The sequence below is a fragment of the Rhizobium sp. BK251 genome (assembly GCF_004345245.1).
Lineage (GTDB): Bacteria > Pseudomonadota > Alphaproteobacteria > Rhizobiales > Rhizobiaceae > Rhizobium.
This window is the reverse complement of record NZ_SLUQ01000005.1, coordinates 354,138-369,855: the sequence shown is the minus strand read 5'-3', so window position 1 is coordinate 369,855 and position 15,718 is coordinate 354,138. Positions and strand designations below refer to the sequence as shown.

Here is a 15,718-nt window from a genome sequence, read left to right as displayed (position 1 = left end):
GGCGGGCGGCCCGAACTCGTATGATCCGCATTCCGGCTCGCCGCCTCCTCGTCTCGACCGCGGTCGCCGCGTTGATCGGGGGCCTTAGTTATTTCGGCGGCGTTGCTGCCTTCGAACTCGGCGCCTCCCGCACCGACCTGTCGAAGAAGGACATGGCGCGGGTCGCCGCGGTCGTTCGACCGACGACGGACTTTACCAAGGCGGAGCCCTACGAAGCGATGCAGGCGGGCGCCACCACATCGATCGATCCCGTCAATGGCGATGCCTTCTCGCATCTTTCCGCCAATCTCGCCTTCTCCGAAGAGCAGGACTTCAAGCTCGGCAACGCGCTGTTCCGCAAGCTCTGGGTCTCCTCGCCCTCCTCTACCCAGGCCTCCGACGGGCTCGGCCCGCTCTACAATGCACGCTCCTGCCAGAGCTGCCACATCAAGGACGGCCGCGGCCATCCGCCGCTTCCCGATGGCGACGCCACCTCCATGTTCCTGAGGCTCGCGCGCCGGGCAAGGACTCCGGAAGAGCAACAGGCCGTCGCGAAGGGGCAGATCGTCAACTTTCCCGACCCGGTCTACGGCGCGCAGCTGCAGGACCATGCGGTGCCGGGCCTGGCGGCCGAGGGCCAGATGAGCGTGTCCTATGAGGAAAAGGTGGTCACGCTCGGCGATGGCGAGACCGTGTCGCTGCGCCGGCCACTTTATGGCGTGAAGGACCTCGGCTACGGTCCGCTCGATCCGACCACCACGCTCTCGCCGCGCGTCGCCCCGCAAATGCTCGGCCTCGGGCTGATCGAGGCGATTCCCGACGCGGAGATCCTCGCCCACGCGGATCCGGACGACCGCGACGGCGACGGGATTTCGGGCAAGGCCCAGATCGTTCTCGACCATCGCACCGGCAAGCCTGAGCTCGGCCGTTTCGGCTGGAAGGCACAGAATGCCACCGTCCGCGACCAGAGCGCCGACGCCTTTTCCAACGATATCGGCATTTCCACGCCCGACCGACCCGATCCGTACGGAGAATGCACCAAGGCCGAGCAGGCCTGCCTTGCAGCGCCAATCGGCGTCCAGAAGAGGCTGGGCGATACCGAAGCGCCAGATCCGGTCTTGGGCCTCGTCACCTTCTATTCCGAAAATCTTGCCGTGCCGGCACGCCGCAAGGCGAGCTTCCCCGAGACGCTGAAGGGCAAGCAGCTCTTCTACGAGAGCGGCTGCATCTCCTGCCACACGCCGAAATTCGTCACCAGCCGCAACGCCGCAAACAAGGCGCGGGCCTTCCAGCTGATCTGGCCCTATTCGGACTTCCTGCTTCACGACATGGGCGAAGGACTGGCCGACGGACAGCAGGTCGGACTTGCCGACGGACGTGAATGGCGCACGCCGCCGCTCTGGGGTATAGGACTGACGGAGACCGTCAGCGGACATACCTATTTTCTTCACGACGGCCGCGCCAGGAACCTCACCGAGGCGATCCTCTGGCACGGCGGAGAGGCAGAAAAGGCGCGCAATGCGTTTTCCTCCCTGGCCAAGGCCGATAGAGATACTTTGATCAAATTCCTGGAGTCACTTTAATGCGCCACTGGCAGATCCTGCTCTTCAGCCTCACGATGGCCGGCCTGCCAATTCCCGCCGTGGCACAGAATGCCGCGCCGCCAGCGCCCTTGAATGACGCAGCTGTTGCCAGCGTGATGGAGAAGGCCGTCGACAACGTGATCCGGCCCGGCTACCGCGATTTCCGCGACTCGGCAAAGCAGCTGACCGCCGCTGTCACGAACCTCTGTGCCGCACCCTCGCAGCAGACCTTGGACGCCGCGAAAGGTGCCTATGCCGAGGCCGTCGACAACTGGTCGCGCATCGAGATCGTGCAGATCGGTCCCGTGATCGAGGACAACCGCTTCGAGCACATCCTGTTCTATCCGGACCGCAAGGGCGTCGGCCTCCGGCAGATCCAGGCGCTGATCGCCAAGGCCGACGAAAAGGACACGACCATGGTCGCGGTCGCCGGCAAGAGCGTCGCCGTGCAGGGGCTCGGCGCACTCGAATACGTCCTTTTCGGCACCGGCTCGGAGGCCCTGACGGCGGAGCGCAACGGCTTCCGCTGCCGCTACGGCGCTGCCGTCGCCGGAAATATCGAGAAGACGGCGGGCGATCTGGTCTCGCGATGGGAAAAGCCGGACGGAGTGCAGGCGGCCTGGAAGCGGCCCGGCCCGGACAGCGAAGAGTTCATGGACAGCAAGGAAGCGATGACGGCACTTCTCGGTATCCTCGTCCATGGAACCGAAATGGTGCGCGACCAGCGCCTCGAAGCCTTCTACAAGGGCGACCTTGCCAAGGCGCGGCCGAAGGCTGCGATCTATTGGCGCTCGGGCAACACCTGGAATTCGGTGGCGGCGAACATCGAGGGGCTGCAGACGCTGTGGGAGCAGTCCGGCATGCGCGATCTCCTGCCCCATGAGAAGAGCGAGATCGCGGTATCGATCGATTCCTCCTTCCGCACGCTTCGCGATGCCGCTAGCGGGCTCAACCCGGATATCGAGGCGGCTCTTGCCAACGAGCGCGAACGCAGGAAGATCGATACGCTGCTTTCCGGGACCAAGGACCTAATCTTTCGCCTCAACGACCAGTATGGCGGCGCGATAGGCCTTGCCGCCGGCTTCTCCTTCTCCGACGGCGATTGACGATGTGGAAGAGTGCCGAGATCGACCGACGCGGCTTCGTCCGCGCAGCCGGGCTTAGCTTCCTCGCCGCGCTGCAGCCGAAGGCGCTGATGGCGCTCGAGCGCGCCGACGCGGTCTATGCCTCCGGCCTGCGCGCGAAGGATGGTTCCTACGCCATCGCCACTGTCACCGAACGCGGCGATATCGTCGACCAGCTTGCCCTGCCGGACAGGGCTCATGGCATGGCGTTCAGCACGGCGACGGGCCGCACCGTTGCCTTCGCCCGCCGCCCCGGCACGTTCGCGATGATCTTCGACCCCTGGGGCAAGGCCGAGCCGGTCGTCATCACCTCGCCGGAGGGACGGCATTTCTACGGCCACGGAACGTTTTCCCCGGACGGAAAGCTGCTCTACGCCAGCGAGAACGACTTCGACGGCAATCGTGGCATCATCGGCATCTATGAGGCCGCGAGCAACTTCGGCCGCATCGGCGAATTCGAGACCTTCGGCGTCGGCCCGCACGACATGACCGTTTCGGACGACGGTCGCCTGCTTATCGTTGCGAATGGCGGCATCGAGACTCATCCGGATTTCGGCCGCACGAAGCTCAACCTCGGCCATATGGAGCCTTCGCTGGTGCTGGTCGATGCGGCCACCGGTGCGCTTGTCGAGCGGCATGTGCTGCCGCCCAAACTCAGCCGGCTCTCCACGCGCCATGTCGATGTCGACGCCGATGGCCGCATCTGGTTTGCCTGCCAGTACGAGGGACACCGCAACGACCTGCCGCCGCTCGTGGGCCATTTCGCGAAGGGCGAGGACATCGCCTTTGTCGACCTGCCCGATGACACGACGCGTAAGCTCGCGAATTATGTCGGCGCAATCGCGATCAACCGCCGCGACGGCCTTGTCGGCGTAACGTCGCCCAAGGGCGGCGCCGCGGTGACGCTGGATGCGAGGACCGGTGCAGTGGTGAAGGTGGACATCGTCGCCGATGCGGCCGGCATCGCGCCGGCCGAACACGGCTTTGCAGTCTCGTCTTATGACGGCGGCTTCCTGAGTGAGCGCAGCGACGTCGCCTGGGACCAGCATATCGTCAGGATCGGCAAGGCCTGAGGCGCAAGATGCGTGTCAGGCGGCGGCGTATTCCCGCTGTTCCTTGGCGATGAAGGCCGCGGCAACTTTCGCCGCATCGCGAAGCCAGTCTCCGCTCCTTTCATCCATGTCCTTCACGATCGCGTCGACTCGCCCCGGATCGCTCGCGTGGCAATTGGCGATCTCGAAGCCCATCAGCCACAGCATGTGGCCCGACAGGAGCAAGCTCGCCTCGTCTTCGACCTCGATCTTGCGGCTGTTCGGGGAAAGCCGGCGCACCAGGATGCCGTCATCTACGTTGTAGTGCGGATCAGGGGACCGGTTCCGGCCACTGGCAACCATGCCGACATAGATCGTCACGTCGCCGGGGTCGTGTTTCAGCAGCCAGGCTGATTGCGCCAGAGCCTTCGCCTCACGCAGGAGCGGCCCCCCACGCCACTCCGCGACAGCGACAAAACGCGGCCTGCCGAGGCTGCCGGTTCCCGCGGTCCTGGGTTTCGTCTCGAACGGCATGTTCCTGTCCGGCAGGTCGTTTCGCAAAGCCTCGATGTAGCGCGGAGGTATCAATTTCTCGGCCGGTGGCATCTCCCAGTATTTCTTCCAGAACTTGTTGCGCTCCTTGTCCGGAAGGACAAGCTGGTTGCGCAGCTCCTCGTGGTCGCGGTCCAGGACAACAGGCGACGGCGCTTCGAGGCCCTTTCGGTAGCCGGCGAGGATCCACCTTGCAATGTCCCGCGAGGAGGGCTCGCCGTTTCGGCGCGAAAGCAAGGCGCTCGCCGCCAGGCGCACGAGGTCGAGCGCATAGGGCATTGCGGCCGCATCGTCAAAATCGTTCACGCCCCAGACGAGCCGCCCCTCGGCATCGCGCCAGGTGCCGAAGTTTTCGAGATGCGTGTCGCCGATCGCAAGCACCTCGGGCGCATTCTCGAGACCCTTGCAGATGTCGAGGATAGTCTCTGCCCAGCGCCAATAAGTAGCGCGAAGGAAGACGAACGGGCTCTCCCTCATCTTCTTGTGCTTCCCTTCCAGATCCTTTTCGACGATGTCCGGCCCCAGTTGCGCTCGGAGCCATGTCTCATACCTTGCGACGGATTGCAGAATCGTCATCATCGCTCAGCCCTCCTTGCCAAGGATCTGCGTGCGGCACGGGCAGCACGCATAGCAACTTTAACTTGTTTTCACGAATCGGTAAATCTTTTTGCGCGAAATGTCATGCCGAACGGCACGATCGCATTGTAGGCGCCGACTCCAGCGCGCAGTTTCCGGCCCAAGAAACGGCGATCTTGCGCGTGTCTTCGCCCAATGCAGGATTCCTTGCGCGATATGCCTCGCCTAGACCATAGCATCGCCCTATCTCCGGCGCGATGAGAAGACCTGTAACATATCTTGTTTTCATCGCGATCGCGCTCGGCGGCGGCCTGCTGATCGGTGCGAACAACCTGCCTGGCGAATGGTACCAGTCGCTTCAGAAACCGCCGTTCAATCCGCCGAACTGGGTCTTCGGCCCTGCCTGGTCGATCCTCTATGTGCTGATTGGCCTTGCCGGCGCCCGCACCTGGCTGCGCGAGAAGGGTTCGGTGGCCATGCTCATCTGGGCATGGCAGATGGTTCTCAACTTCCTGTGGGCTCCACTCTTCTTCGGATTGCAGTGGCCGGAACTCGCGCTTGTCGACATCGTCGCGCTGCTTGCCGTCGTCCTCCTGTTCATCGGCAACCGCCGGCGGGTGGACAGGAAGGCTGCCCTTTTTTTCCTCCCCTACGCCGCATGGCTCGCTTTCGCGACACTGCTCAATGCCTCCATCGTTTACCTGAACTGATTTCCCCTTCTGCGCGCTTGTTCTTGCCGCACCGCCATGCCAATTTCGCAGCCGCGAGAGGAATTCAAATGACTGGACACAACGGCGACTTTCGGGAACGCATCCGCCGGAACTTTGCGCGCCAGGCGGCCATGGCCACGATCGGCGCAGAGCTTACCCGCATCGAACACGGCGTTACCGAAATCGAGCTTCCGTTCGCGGTGAAGCTGACCCAGCAACACGGGATTTTGCACGCAGGCATCATCGCGGCGGCGCTGGATTCTGCCTGTGGCTTCGCCGCCTACAGCGTCATCGACGCCGATGCCTCGATCCTGACGATCGAATTCAAGGTGAACCTCATGTCGCCCGGTCGCGGCGATCGGTTCCTCTTTCGCGGCGAGATCACAAAACCAGGCTCGACCATCATCGTTGCCGACGGCCGCGCCTACGCGATCGGTGATGGACCGGCAAAACTGATTGCCTCGATGACTGGCACGATGATGGTCATACGCGGCAGAGAAGGAATAACAGGATGAAATTCGAACTGAAGCCGGTCGCCGGAAAGTCCATTCTTTTCATCATGGCGGCCGAGGCCGAATACGGGACGTTCCTGCGCTCGCGCTTCGAACCGCTCATGACCGGCGTCGGGCCGGTGGAAGCGGCGATCGTGACGGCCCGCGCGCTGATGAAGCTCGAGGCCGAAGGCGACCTGCCCGATCTTGTCGTTTCGCTGGGCTCGGCGGGATCCGCCAAACTGGAGCAGACCGAAGTCTATCAGGTCAGCTCCGTCTCCTACCGCGACATGGATGCCTCGCCGCTCGGTTTCGAGAAGGGCGCGACGCCCTTTCTCGACCTGCCGGCAGTCCTCGAGCTGCCCTTGCGTATCCCCGGCATTCCGGAGGCAAGCCTTTCGACCGGCGCCAACATCGTTTCCGGCGCAGCCTACGAAGGGATCGAGTCGGATATGGTCGACATGGAGACCTTCGCGGTGCTGCGCGCCTGTCAGGCCTACAAGCTGCCGCTTATCGGCCTACGCGGCATTTCCGACGGCGCCCACGAACTGCAGCACATTTCCGACTGGACCGAGTACCTGCACATCGTTGACCGCAAGCTTTCCTTTGCCGTCGACAACCTGTTCACTGCGCTCGAGGATGGCGTCTTCTGGTTCTGAGGACGGTAACAATGGGGACAATAAAAACCCGCCGGCACAGGCCTTGAGGCGTTGCAAGACGGGGCGCTTTTCTTTAAAGGCTCGCCATGACCCAGATAGCACATCCAGACTCCGTTCTCATCGTCGATTTCGGCAGCCAGGTGACGCAGCTCATCGCCCGGCGCGTGCGCGAGGCAGGCGTCTATTGCGAAATCGTCCCGTTCCAATCCGCCGAAGAAGGCTTCAAGAGGCTCCAGCCCAAGGCCGTGATCCTCTCCGGAAGCCCGGCCTCAACGGTCGATGAAGGCTCGCCCCGCGCCCCGCAGATCATCTTCGACAGCGGTCTGCCAGTCTTCGGCATCTGCTACGGCCAGCAGACGATGTGCATGCAGCTCGGCGGCATGGTCGAAAGCGGCCATCACCGTGAATTCGGCCGTGCCTTCCTGGACGTGGACAAGGATTGCCAGCTCTTCGAAGGCCTCTGGCCGTCGGGTTCGCGCCATCAGGTCTGGATGAGCCATGGCGACCGCGTGACGGCACTGCCCAAGGGCTTCGAGGTGGTTGCGACCTCCTCCAACGCGCCCTTCGCCTTCATCGCCGACGAAAAGCGCAAATATTACGGCGTGCAGTTCCATCCGGAGGTCGTGCACACGCCTGATGGCGCCAAGCTGATCAGCAACTTCATTCACAAGATCGCCGGCATCAAGGGCGACTGGTCGATGTCGGCCTACCGCCAGAAGGCGGTCGAGGACATCCGCAAGCAGGTGGGCGACAAGCGCGTCATCTGCGCGCTTTCCGGCGGCGTTGACAGTTCCGTTGCGGCGCTGCTCATCCACGAGGCGGTCGGCGACCAGCTGACCTGTATCCTCGTCGACCACGGCCTGATGCGCAAGGATGAGGCGGCGAACGTCGTCGCGATGTTCCGCGAGCATTACAACCTGCACCTCATCCATGTCGACGCCTCCGACCGCTTCATCGGCGAACTTGAAGGCGTTTCGGACCCGGAGACCAAGCGCAAGATCATCGGCCGGCTGTTCATCGAGACCTTCGAGGACGAAGCGAAGAAGCTCGGCGGCGCCGATTTCCTCGGCCAGGGTACACTCTATCCTGATGTCATCGAGTCCGTCTCGTTCACCGGTGGTCCGTCGGTCACCATCAAGTCGCACCATAATGTCGGGGGCCTGCCCGAGCGCATGAAGATGCAGCTCGTGGAGCCCTTGCGCGAACTCTTCAAGGACGAGGTCCGCGCGCTCGGCCGCGAACTTGGCCTGCCCGACAGCTTCATCGGCCGCCATCCCTTCCCCGGTCCGGGCCTCGCGATCCGCTGCCCCGGCGGCATCACCCGCGAGAAGCTCGAAATCCTGCGCGAGGCCGATGCGATCTACCTCGACGAAATCCGCAAGGCCGGGCTCTACGACGCCATCTGGCAGGCGTTTGCCGTACTGCTGCCCGTCCAGACCGTGGGCGTCATGGGCGATGGCCGGACCTACGAATTCGTCTGCGCGCTGCGCGCCGTCACTTCGGTCGACGGCATGACCGCGGATTTCTACCACTACGACATGGAATTCCTCGGCCGCGCCGCCACCCGCATCATCAACGAGGTTCGCGGCATCAACCGCGTCGTCTATGACGTCACGAGCAAGCCGCCCGGCACGATCGAGTGGGAGTGACGGGCAGTAAAGTGGTACGAAATGGAGCGTGACATGCGATATCGCCTAGGCGATCGCAGTCGATAGTTCGCGCACTCCTCGAACCAACCCGTCTACGACGACTCTTATCTTGGCTGGCAGAGCCTTTGTACGCGGCCAAAGGATGTTGATCGGCGACTCGCCGCCGGACATCCCATCCAGGACGGTCAGCAGCCTTCCATCCCTGATATCGTCTTGAACCAGCCATAATGGAAGCTGCGCAAGGCCGTGTCCTGCTCTTACTGCCCGGTGCAGCGACTCGAAATCCTGGATTTCATGTTTGACGGAAACAGCATGCGTTGCGATCGAGCCATCCGGTTCCTTCAGCAGCCAGGCAATGCGATTTCCTTGCCGACGTCCCACGAGGCAATCGTGAGTTTTGAGATCATCCTGGGACCGGGGGACGCCTCGCTTTGCGATATAGGCCGGCGCTCCGACTATCACCACGTGCTGGACTCCAATCTGACGGGCGGCCAAGTCAGCCGAGTCGTCAAGATTGCCAATTCGTACCACCAGGTCGATGTTTTCGCTGACAAGGTCGACCCGTCGGTCCGTGAAACTCACGTTGAGATGCAGTGCCGGATAGCGCTCAGCCACTTCGAGCAACACTGGCATCACATACAGCCTGCCGAACGCCGTCGGCAGATCGATCCGCACTTCGCCGCCCGGCGTATCCCGAGCAAGTATGAGCGCGCTCTCGCCGCGATCGAGTTCGGCGAGTGCTGCGACGCAATGCTCGAGCCAAGCCTCGCCAGCAGGCGTCAAGACCAGACGACGTGTCGTTCGATGTAGCAACTTCGAACCCAATCGGGCCTCAAGCCGCGACACCGCCCGTCCGACCGCAGACTTGGTCAAGCCAAGCTCCACAGCCGCCGCCGTGAAACTACCGAGTCGGGTCACCGCGACGAATTCCGCGATGCCATCGAAACGTGTGTCCATCTGCTCTTTGTGGCTCCAGGCGCAACAGTGAGTCGATTCGAGACCATCTAATCGGCAGCAGCAATATGCATTAGTTCAATTGGAGCATCAATTCTCCGATGGAGCTGTTTCCATGCCCTCCCTATTCGACCCCTATGATCTAGGCCCTCTCCACCTCAAGAACCGCGTTGTCATGGCACCGATGGAGCGATCGCGTGCGAGAAACCGCGACTGGGCACCGGACGCAGACACGGCGCGCTATTTCTCGCAGCGCGCGGGCGCCGGGCTGATTGTTACAGGCAGCATCGCCATAAGCCCGTGGGCTCGCACCTGGGCGTTCGAGCCTGGCCTCTACACGCCGACCCAGATCGAAGCGTGGCGCCACGTGGTCAGCGAGGTTCATGACCATGGCGGGGTGATCTTCGGGCAACTCCGGCACGGCGGTCGCGCCAGCCATGTCTCCCATCAGCCGGACGGTCAGGCGACCGTGAGTTCCACCGACAAGGGCGCGACGAAAGCAATCGTGATGGCCTTCGATGAGCATGGACTACCGGCGGTCCTCGTACAGGGCAGGCCGCGCGCCTTGCGGACTGAGGAGGTGCCGAAAATCGTTGGCGAATTCGCGCAGGCGGCGCGCAATGCGCGTGAAGCTGGACTGGACGGCGTCGAGATCCACGGTGCCAACGGCTATCTGCATGACCAGTTCATCAACGGGGCGCTGAACACACGCGGCGACCGCTACGGCGGCTCGCTTGAAAACCGTATTCGCTTCACGCTGGAGACGGTCGATGCGGTGGCCGAGGCGATTGGTGCCGCGCGCATGGGCATCCGGCTGTCACCCTTCGGCCGGTACAACGAGATGCCGCCCTTCGCGGACGAGGCCGAAACCTATCTCACGCTCGCGGCCGAACTCGGCAAGCGCAACATCGCCTATGTGCATTTCAGCGACCAGACCCGATGGGAAGACGCCGACGGCGTGTCGATTCCGGAGAATTTTCTCCGCACGTTTCGCAGCGCCTTTCGCGGGCCTGTGATCCTCGCCGGCGGCTATCTCAAGGAAACCGGGCAGGCCGCGATCGATAGGGGTGAGGCCGATCTGATCGGGATTGGGAAGCCCTTCCTGGCAAATCCCGACCTGGTCGAACGGCTACGCAATGACTGGCCGCTCAACGCATGGGATTCCAAGACTTTCTATACCGGAGGCCCTGCTGGGTACATCGACTATCCCGCATGTGCGGATGAATCTGTTCGGCCTCAGGCCGTCCTCGAAAATGATGGAGTGTAACCATGGTCGTCGATCGGATTTCCGGGATAAGAATTCCCGACAGCAAATTGGCCCGCGAGGCCGCGCAGTTCATTCGGGACACCGAGAGCGAGTTTCTGTTTGAACACTCCACACGCGTCTTTCTCTGGGGTGCATTGGCAGGAACGCGCAGGGGTCTGAGTTTCGACCCGGAACTTTTCTATACGGCGGCCATGTTCCACGACGCGGGCCTGACGTCGGGCTTTCGAGAAAGCCACCTCCGCTTTGAGGTGGATGGCGCCAACGCCGCGCGTGACTTCCTGAAGAGCCACGGCATTTCTGATTGCGATATCGAGCAGGTCTGGCTCGCGATCGCACTGCATACGACGCCGGGGATTTCCGCGCATCTGCATCCGATCGTCGCGCTTACCGCCGAAGGGGTCATGATGGACCTGGTGGGCTTCGGCTATGACGAATTCACCGACGCGCAACGAGACGCCGTCAGGGCGGCTTATCCGCATACGCCGCAGTTCGCGGAAGACCTGCTGCAGGCCCTCTATGACGGCCTCAAGCATCGGCCTGAGACCACCCACGGCACTGGCCTTGCCGACGTCATGGCCGACAAGGATCCCCATTTCCACCGCGGGAATTTTTGCAGCCTGATGCGAAACTCGCGATGGACCATGCCCAGCTAGAGCTGCTTCCGTTTCCTCCGAACCTGTCACACCGCGTTACCACGCGCGAAAGGACGTCCAAATGACCACAGAGATTTTGAATGGCATCGATGTGCCGGCGCTCGAGGCTATTGCGGACAGCATAAAGAATAACCCCGACCGGGGGGCGGTTGCCTTCAGGGTCAAGACCGAATGGAAGGGGCAGACGAAGAGTGTCACGACAGTGTCGGACTACATGCTTGGTGGCGAGACGTTCAGCCGCCATTTCCAGATTCACGCCGACGAACCTCGTGAGCTTCTCGGCGAGAATACGGCCCCGAACCCGCAGGAACTTTTGATGGCCGCCCTGAACGCCTGCATGTCGGTCGGATATGCGGCAAGCGCGGCGGCGATGGGGATCGAGCTGGAGAAACTGGAAATTGAAACCGAGGGCCGACTGGACCTGCGGGGATTCCTGGGGCTCGATCCCGCAATCAAGCCCGGCTACGAGGCGGTGCGTTATACGGTCCGCATCAGATCTTCGGCTCCGCGAGAAAAGCTCGAGGAGTTGCATCAGTGGATCATGAAGACGTCTCCGAATTTCTCCAATTTCGCCACGGCGATCCGGATGATTCCCAATCTGATCATCGACAACTGATAGCGAAAACAAATCTCCGGTCTCAGCAGCCGATCAATCCCGCCACCAGGGGCCGGGCCGCCGGCCCCATTGCCGACGAGGAGTAACATGTCCACACTCAATAGCTACCTCGGCGAGAAGCGCCAGGCGATCGCCTCCCGCAAGTCCCGTATCGCCGCCGGCGACGGCGTCCCCATGACACTGACTGCGCGTGTGCGGGCCGAGGGGCGTAGCGGCATCCGCCGTATCCGCATCCGAGACTTCCAGCTGATCAGCGACAGCCAGGCGGATTTCGCCGGCTACGATCTTGGTCCGAGTTCGCCCGAGCTGCAGCTCGGCGTGCTCGGCAGCTGCCTGACCCACACTTTCCTGATCCAGGCGGCCATACTCGGCCTGTCGCTCGACTCACTGGAGGTGGAGATCACCGGCATCATGGATCCGCGCGCCGGTTCTCCCGGATTCGAGGGTGTTCCGATCTATCCGCACGAGATTCGCTATGCCGCTTTCATCGACTCCTCCGCTGCGCCAGACGAGATTCGTGCGCTGCGGGAGGCGGTTGAGCGCAACTGCCCGATCCTGAATTTGCTGCGCCAGCCGCAAGCGATCACGGGCGAGGTCCGGCTGACCTAACCCGCAACCGCGGCCGCCTCGCCATCGTTGCGTTAGCTTGATCCGGCCACGCTTCCCGGTGGCCATTGGGTTGCCATCGGCAACCTGACGATCATCAGGTGCCCGTGCCATCCCGATTGCCGGTCCGGGCGTCCCAGCCCAGCATCGCGACATCGGCCACGGCCTCCAACTCGGCGCGGCTCGCCCCATCTCGGGCCAGTATCGACATGCCGCTCTGAACGGTCTGCACGAAACGGCCGAGCGCGTGGATATCGATAGAGGCTGGAAGCTCGCCTTCCGCTACTGCTCTGCCGAGGCGCGCCTCGAGGCGGTCCAACGCAGCGGCGCGTCCTATTCGAACAAGTTCGCCGAGCTCCGAATGACCCTCGCTGCCGACTGAGGAGAGCGTCACCATGCACCCGCGGGGAATGTCGACGACGCACCCGGTCAGGGTTGCCGCCGAGTCCAGAAGAAAGGACTCGACAGCTTCGCGGGCCGTACCGGCCGAGAAGAACCTGCCCCAGACCATCGCCTGGTAGTTGTCGCCGTAGTAGTGCAGCGCCTCGACATACAGCTTCTCTTTCGAGCCAAACGCCGCGTACAGGCTGGGCGCTCCTATCCCCATCACCTCCGTGAGGTCGGCGATGGAGGTCGCCTCATAGCCCTTGGTCCAGAACAGCCGGGTCGCCTGCTCCAGCGCCGCCTCGCGGTCGAACGCGCGGGGCCGCCCGCGACCGGCAGGCGTCGTCATCTTTTGGGTCTGTGGCGTCCTTGGTGATTTCTGCATCGATCGATATATAATTCGATTGACTCCCTTCGGCAACCCGCCTAGCTGTTTCTGTATTGATCATTACAGAAAGGACAAACCATGGATGAATTGCGTGGCAGACGCGCCCTTGTGACGGGCGGCTCGCGGGGCATCGGCGCCGGCATTGCCCTGGCGCTCGCCGACAAGGGAGCAGACGTGGCCATTTCCTATGAGCGCGCGGCTGACCGCGCTGCCGAAGTCGTCCGGGCCATCGAGGCCAAGGGCCGACGCGGGCTCGCCATTCAGGCCGACAGTGCCGATCCCGCTGCCATAAAGCGGTTGGTCGACAGGGCGGTAGAAGGGCTTGGCGGTCTCGACATCCTCGTCAACAACGCCGGCATCGCCCGCATGGGCATGGTCGCCGACATGAGCCTCGCCGATATCGACGCACTCCTGAACGTCAACGTGCGTGCCGCCGTGCTCGCCTCGCAGGCGGCTATCCCGCATCTCAAGGAAGCGGGCCGTATCGTCACCATTGGTTCGTCCGTTGCCGAACGCGTCCAAGCCCCGGGCGTGGCTGTTTATTCGATGACGAAGTCCGCGCTTGTCGCCTTCACGAAGGGTCTCGCTCGCGAACTCGCGCCTCGTGATATCACCGTAAACCTTGTTCAGCCGGGATTTACCGACACCGACATGAATCCCGCTGATGGCGTCCATGGCGACATGCTGCGGGCGCTGACACCGCTCGGCCGCTACGGCAAGCCAGAAGACGTAGCGGCCGCCGTGGCTTTCCTCGCGAGCCCGGCTGCTCGGCAGATCACCGGGACAACTGTCACGGTGGACGGCGGCTTGAATACCTGAGCTGGAGTTCGCGGTTCCGGAGTCGCTCCGCATTCAGCGCTCGCGTTCGGCGGCTCGCAAGCGGAACGACCGAATTCGCAACGATGAACTCCCGCGCCTTCCTTCAGCACGGGCCGCGGCGTCGATGCTCCCACCTTGCTGTTTTCAAAGTCCCAGGTGTTCCGGAAACACCGGATAAGCATGATTTCCCGCCGCATCACGTGATGCGGCCGGAAAACTTCATCAGAAATCAAGCGACTGTTGGACAGGTTTCGGCGGCGCCAGGGCGACGCCTTCCAGTTCAAGCATTCTCTGCTTGGACGATGCGCCACCCGGGGCCGAGAAGCCGCCGATCTTGCCGCCTGCGGCCAACACGCGATGGCAGGGTATGATCAGGCCGACTGGGTTCTTTGCCATGGCCTGGCCGACATCCCTCGCCGCCTCCGGCCCGCGGCCCAACTCCTTCGCCAGGCTTCCGTAGGTCGTCGTCTTGCCCCAGCCGACCCGGCGCGCGGCGGCGTAGATCTCCCGGAAGAATTCATCCTGGCCATCCAGGTCAACCTTGACGTCAACGAAGTCGACCTCTTCGCCGCGGAAATACCGTTTGACCTTGTCGACGACCACAGCGACCTCCGCCGTCGGAGCGGCTCGTTCAGCGCCCGGAATTCGACGGAGCAATAGCCGCTCAGTCGACTCCGCGCTCTTGGTCGGCAGCTGGAAACGGCTAATCCCTTCCCCACTCCACGCGATCCCACAATGGCCGCCCGTCGCTTCAAAAATGCAGTAGTGCTGTGTTGCCTCGCTCATGATGCAACCTCCATTTTGGCCTGCCTTGAGAATCGTATATCGGCACTCGCGGTTCAACCCGATTCTTGCGTGCAGCTTGGTAAGCGTTGCCACTCCCGACAACTTTCCGCATTACTTGTTCTCTTTTTGTTCTTGTCAATCTGTGGCCGGCTTGCTAGGGTTCCTGCCTTCATATGAGGGGCAGATGCCGGTTTCCAATGGAAGTACCAAGCCAGGCCGAATTCGTGTTTAAGACACCACCGGGAGGAACGCCCGGTCGCTCCATGCCGCCACGAAAGCCGTTTAACGTCTATTTTGCCCTGCGCCCGGATGAGCGCGCAGGCGAGAAAGCGAGCAGGACGGCCATGCAATTGCGCCAGCGCTTCGGGCTGCGCGAAGAGCCGCAACCGAGGCGATCGCTTCATATCTCGCTCTGCCATCTGGGCCAGTGGGACGAGATCCCTCAAAGCATGCTGTTCGACGGGCTTGCCGCAGCAGCCTGCGTCCAGATGGCCCCGTTCAAACTGACTTTTCGCCGCGCCTTGAGTTTCCGACAAGGCAAACCCGCGCTCGTGCTCTGCGCCGATGAAGGGCGGAAAGAAGTGCTCTCGCTCTGTGCGCAACTAGCGCTTTCGCTGCTCAACCGCGGAGTCGATGTCCATGTCAGGCCCAAACTCGAGCCGCACATGACGCTGCTTTACGACTATCGCCGCGTGCCGGAGACAATCCTGCCCGAACCGATCACCTGGACTGTGAAATCATTCGTCCTGATCAACAGCCTGGTCGGCAAGGGCGTGCACGAGGACATCGAAGAATGGCCATTGCTCGGCTAGGCCGGGCGCTTCACGTCGATCCAAAAATCTTGCACCAATACGGCGGACTCGCATAAAGCTCGCCGGGACGAGTTTTGCG

At 62.6% G+C, this 15,718-nt stretch carries 17 protein-coding genes; 13 read left to right on the top strand and 4 right to left on the bottom strand.

Annotated features, from left to right (window positions below; translation table 11 throughout):
• Positions 1 to 20: 20 nt before the first annotated feature.
• The 3 genes from EV286_RS14615 to EV286_RS14605 are packed head-to-tail and all read left to right on the top strand — an operon-like array spanning position 21 to position 3,759.
• Positions 21 to 1,562: a di-heme oxidoredictase family protein gene (locus tag EV286_RS14615; RefSeq protein WP_132957863.1), complete on the top strand. Its 1,542-nt coding sequence runs from the start codon at positions 21 to 23 to the stop codon at positions 1,560 to 1,562.
• Complete coding sequence (locus tag EV286_RS14610; RefSeq protein ID WP_132957862.1) at positions 1,562 to 2,668, top strand: imelysin family protein; 1,107 nt, start codon at positions 1,562 to 1,564, stop codon at positions 2,666 to 2,668. Before EV286_RS14615 ends, EV286_RS14610 begins: the two co-directional genes overlap by 1 nt.
• 2 nt (positions 2,669 to 2,670) lie before the next feature.
• Positions 2,671 to 3,759, top strand: a complete 1,089-nt coding sequence (locus tag EV286_RS14605) for a DUF1513 domain-containing protein (protein ID WP_132957861.1) — start codon at positions 2,671 to 2,673, stop codon at positions 3,757 to 3,759.
• Between the two features lie 15 nt (positions 3,760 to 3,774).
• Here the strand turns inward: EV286_RS14605 and EV286_RS14600 are convergent, their stop codons facing one another.
• Positions 3,775 to 4,848 carry a DUF2252 family protein gene (locus tag EV286_RS14600; protein WP_132957860.1) on the bottom strand — a complete coding sequence of 358 codons (1,074 nt, stop codon included), beginning with the start codon at positions 4,846 to 4,848 and terminating at the stop codon, positions 3,775 to 3,777.
• 254 nt (positions 4,849 to 5,102) lie between these two features.
• On the opposite strand from EV286_RS14600, the gene EV286_RS14595 reads away from it, so the two are divergent.
• From EV286_RS14595 to guaA, 4 genes are all read left to right on the top strand, one after another.
• The gene (locus EV286_RS14595; protein WP_132957859.1) at positions 5,103 to 5,555 is read left to right on the top strand and encodes a TspO/MBR family protein; all 453 of its coding nucleotides are present in this window, start codon (positions 5,103 to 5,105) and stop codon (positions 5,553 to 5,555) included.
• A 68-nt stretch (positions 5,556 to 5,623) separates the two neighbouring features.
• Positions 5,624 to 6,070 carry a PaaI family thioesterase gene (locus tag EV286_RS14590; protein WP_132957858.1) on the top strand — a complete coding sequence of 149 codons (447 nt, stop codon included), beginning with the start codon at positions 5,624 to 5,626 and terminating at the stop codon, positions 6,068 to 6,070.
• Complete coding sequence (locus tag EV286_RS14585) at positions 6,067 to 6,705, top strand: 5'-methylthioadenosine/S-adenosylhomocysteine nucleosidase (RefSeq protein WP_132957857.1); 639 nt, start codon at positions 6,067 to 6,069, stop codon at positions 6,703 to 6,705. The genes EV286_RS14590 and EV286_RS14585 overlap by 4 nt, the downstream gene beginning before the upstream one ends.
• A gap of 86 nt (positions 6,706 to 6,791) precedes the next feature.
• Positions 6,792 to 8,354: a glutamine-hydrolyzing GMP synthase gene (gene guaA / locus EV286_RS14580; RefSeq protein WP_132957856.1), complete on the top strand. Its 1,563-nt coding sequence runs from the start codon at positions 6,792 to 6,794 to the stop codon at positions 8,352 to 8,354.
• A gap of 45 nt (positions 8,355 to 8,399) precedes the next feature.
• Here guaA and EV286_RS14575 read toward each other — a convergent pair whose 3' ends face one another.
• Positions 8,400 to 9,311 (bottom strand): LysR family transcriptional regulator, encoded by a 912-nt coding sequence (locus EV286_RS14575; protein ID WP_132957855.1) that lies wholly within the window; start codon positions 9,309 to 9,311, stop codon positions 8,400 to 8,402.
• 112 nt (positions 9,312 to 9,423) lie between these two features.
• Here EV286_RS14575 and EV286_RS14570 point away from each other — a divergent pair, with 112 nt between their 5' ends.
• The 4 genes from EV286_RS14570 to EV286_RS14555 all read left to right on the top strand — a co-directional run bounded on the left by EV286_RS14570 (position 9,424) and on the right by EV286_RS14555 (position 12,453).
• Positions 9,424 to 10,575, top strand: coding sequence for an alkene reductase (locus EV286_RS14570; protein ID WP_132957854.1), 1,152 nt, complete (start codon positions 9,424 to 9,426; stop codon positions 10,573 to 10,575).
• A 2-nt stretch (positions 10,576 to 10,577) separates the two neighbouring features.
• Entirely contained in the window at positions 10,578 to 11,228 is a 651-nt protein-coding gene (locus EV286_RS14565; RefSeq protein WP_132957853.1) for an HD domain-containing protein, read from the top strand.
• Between the two features lie 61 nt (positions 11,229 to 11,289).
• Positions 11,290 to 11,844 carry an OsmC family protein gene (locus tag EV286_RS14560; RefSeq protein ID WP_132957852.1) on the top strand — a complete coding sequence of 185 codons (555 nt, stop codon included), beginning with the start codon at positions 11,290 to 11,292 and terminating at the stop codon, positions 11,842 to 11,844.
• Positions 11,845 to 11,931: 87 nt separating this feature from the next.
• Complete coding sequence (locus tag EV286_RS14555) at positions 11,932 to 12,453, top strand: OsmC family protein (RefSeq protein ID WP_132957851.1); 522 nt, start codon at positions 11,932 to 11,934, stop codon at positions 12,451 to 12,453.
• A 94-nt stretch (positions 12,454 to 12,547) separates the two neighbouring features.
• Here EV286_RS14555 and EV286_RS14550 read toward each other — a convergent pair whose 3' ends face one another.
• Positions 12,548 to 13,219: a TetR/AcrR family transcriptional regulator gene (locus tag EV286_RS14550; RefSeq protein WP_132957850.1), complete on the bottom strand. Its 672-nt coding sequence runs from the start codon at positions 13,217 to 13,219 to the stop codon at positions 12,548 to 12,550.
• 81 nt (positions 13,220 to 13,300) lie between these two features.
• On the opposite strand from EV286_RS14550, the gene EV286_RS14545 reads away from it, so the two are divergent.
• The gene (locus EV286_RS14545; protein ID WP_132957849.1) at positions 13,301 to 14,041 is read left to right on the top strand and encodes a 3-oxoacyl-ACP reductase family protein; all 741 of its coding nucleotides are present in this window, start codon (positions 13,301 to 13,303) and stop codon (positions 14,039 to 14,041) included.
• 222 nt (positions 14,042 to 14,263) lie between these two features.
• Here the strand turns inward: EV286_RS14545 and EV286_RS14540 are convergent, their stop codons facing one another.
• Complete coding sequence (locus tag EV286_RS14540) at positions 14,264 to 14,827, bottom strand: methylated-DNA--[protein]-cysteine S-methyltransferase (RefSeq protein ID WP_132957848.1); 564 nt, start codon at positions 14,825 to 14,827, stop codon at positions 14,264 to 14,266.
• 224 nt (positions 14,828 to 15,051) lie between these two features.
• Between EV286_RS14540 and EV286_RS14535 the strand changes: the two genes are divergently transcribed.
• Entirely contained in the window at positions 15,052 to 15,639 is a 588-nt protein-coding gene (locus EV286_RS14535) for a 2'-5' RNA ligase family protein (protein WP_165932847.1), read from the top strand.
• Positions 15,640 to 15,718: the final 79 nt, after the last annotated feature.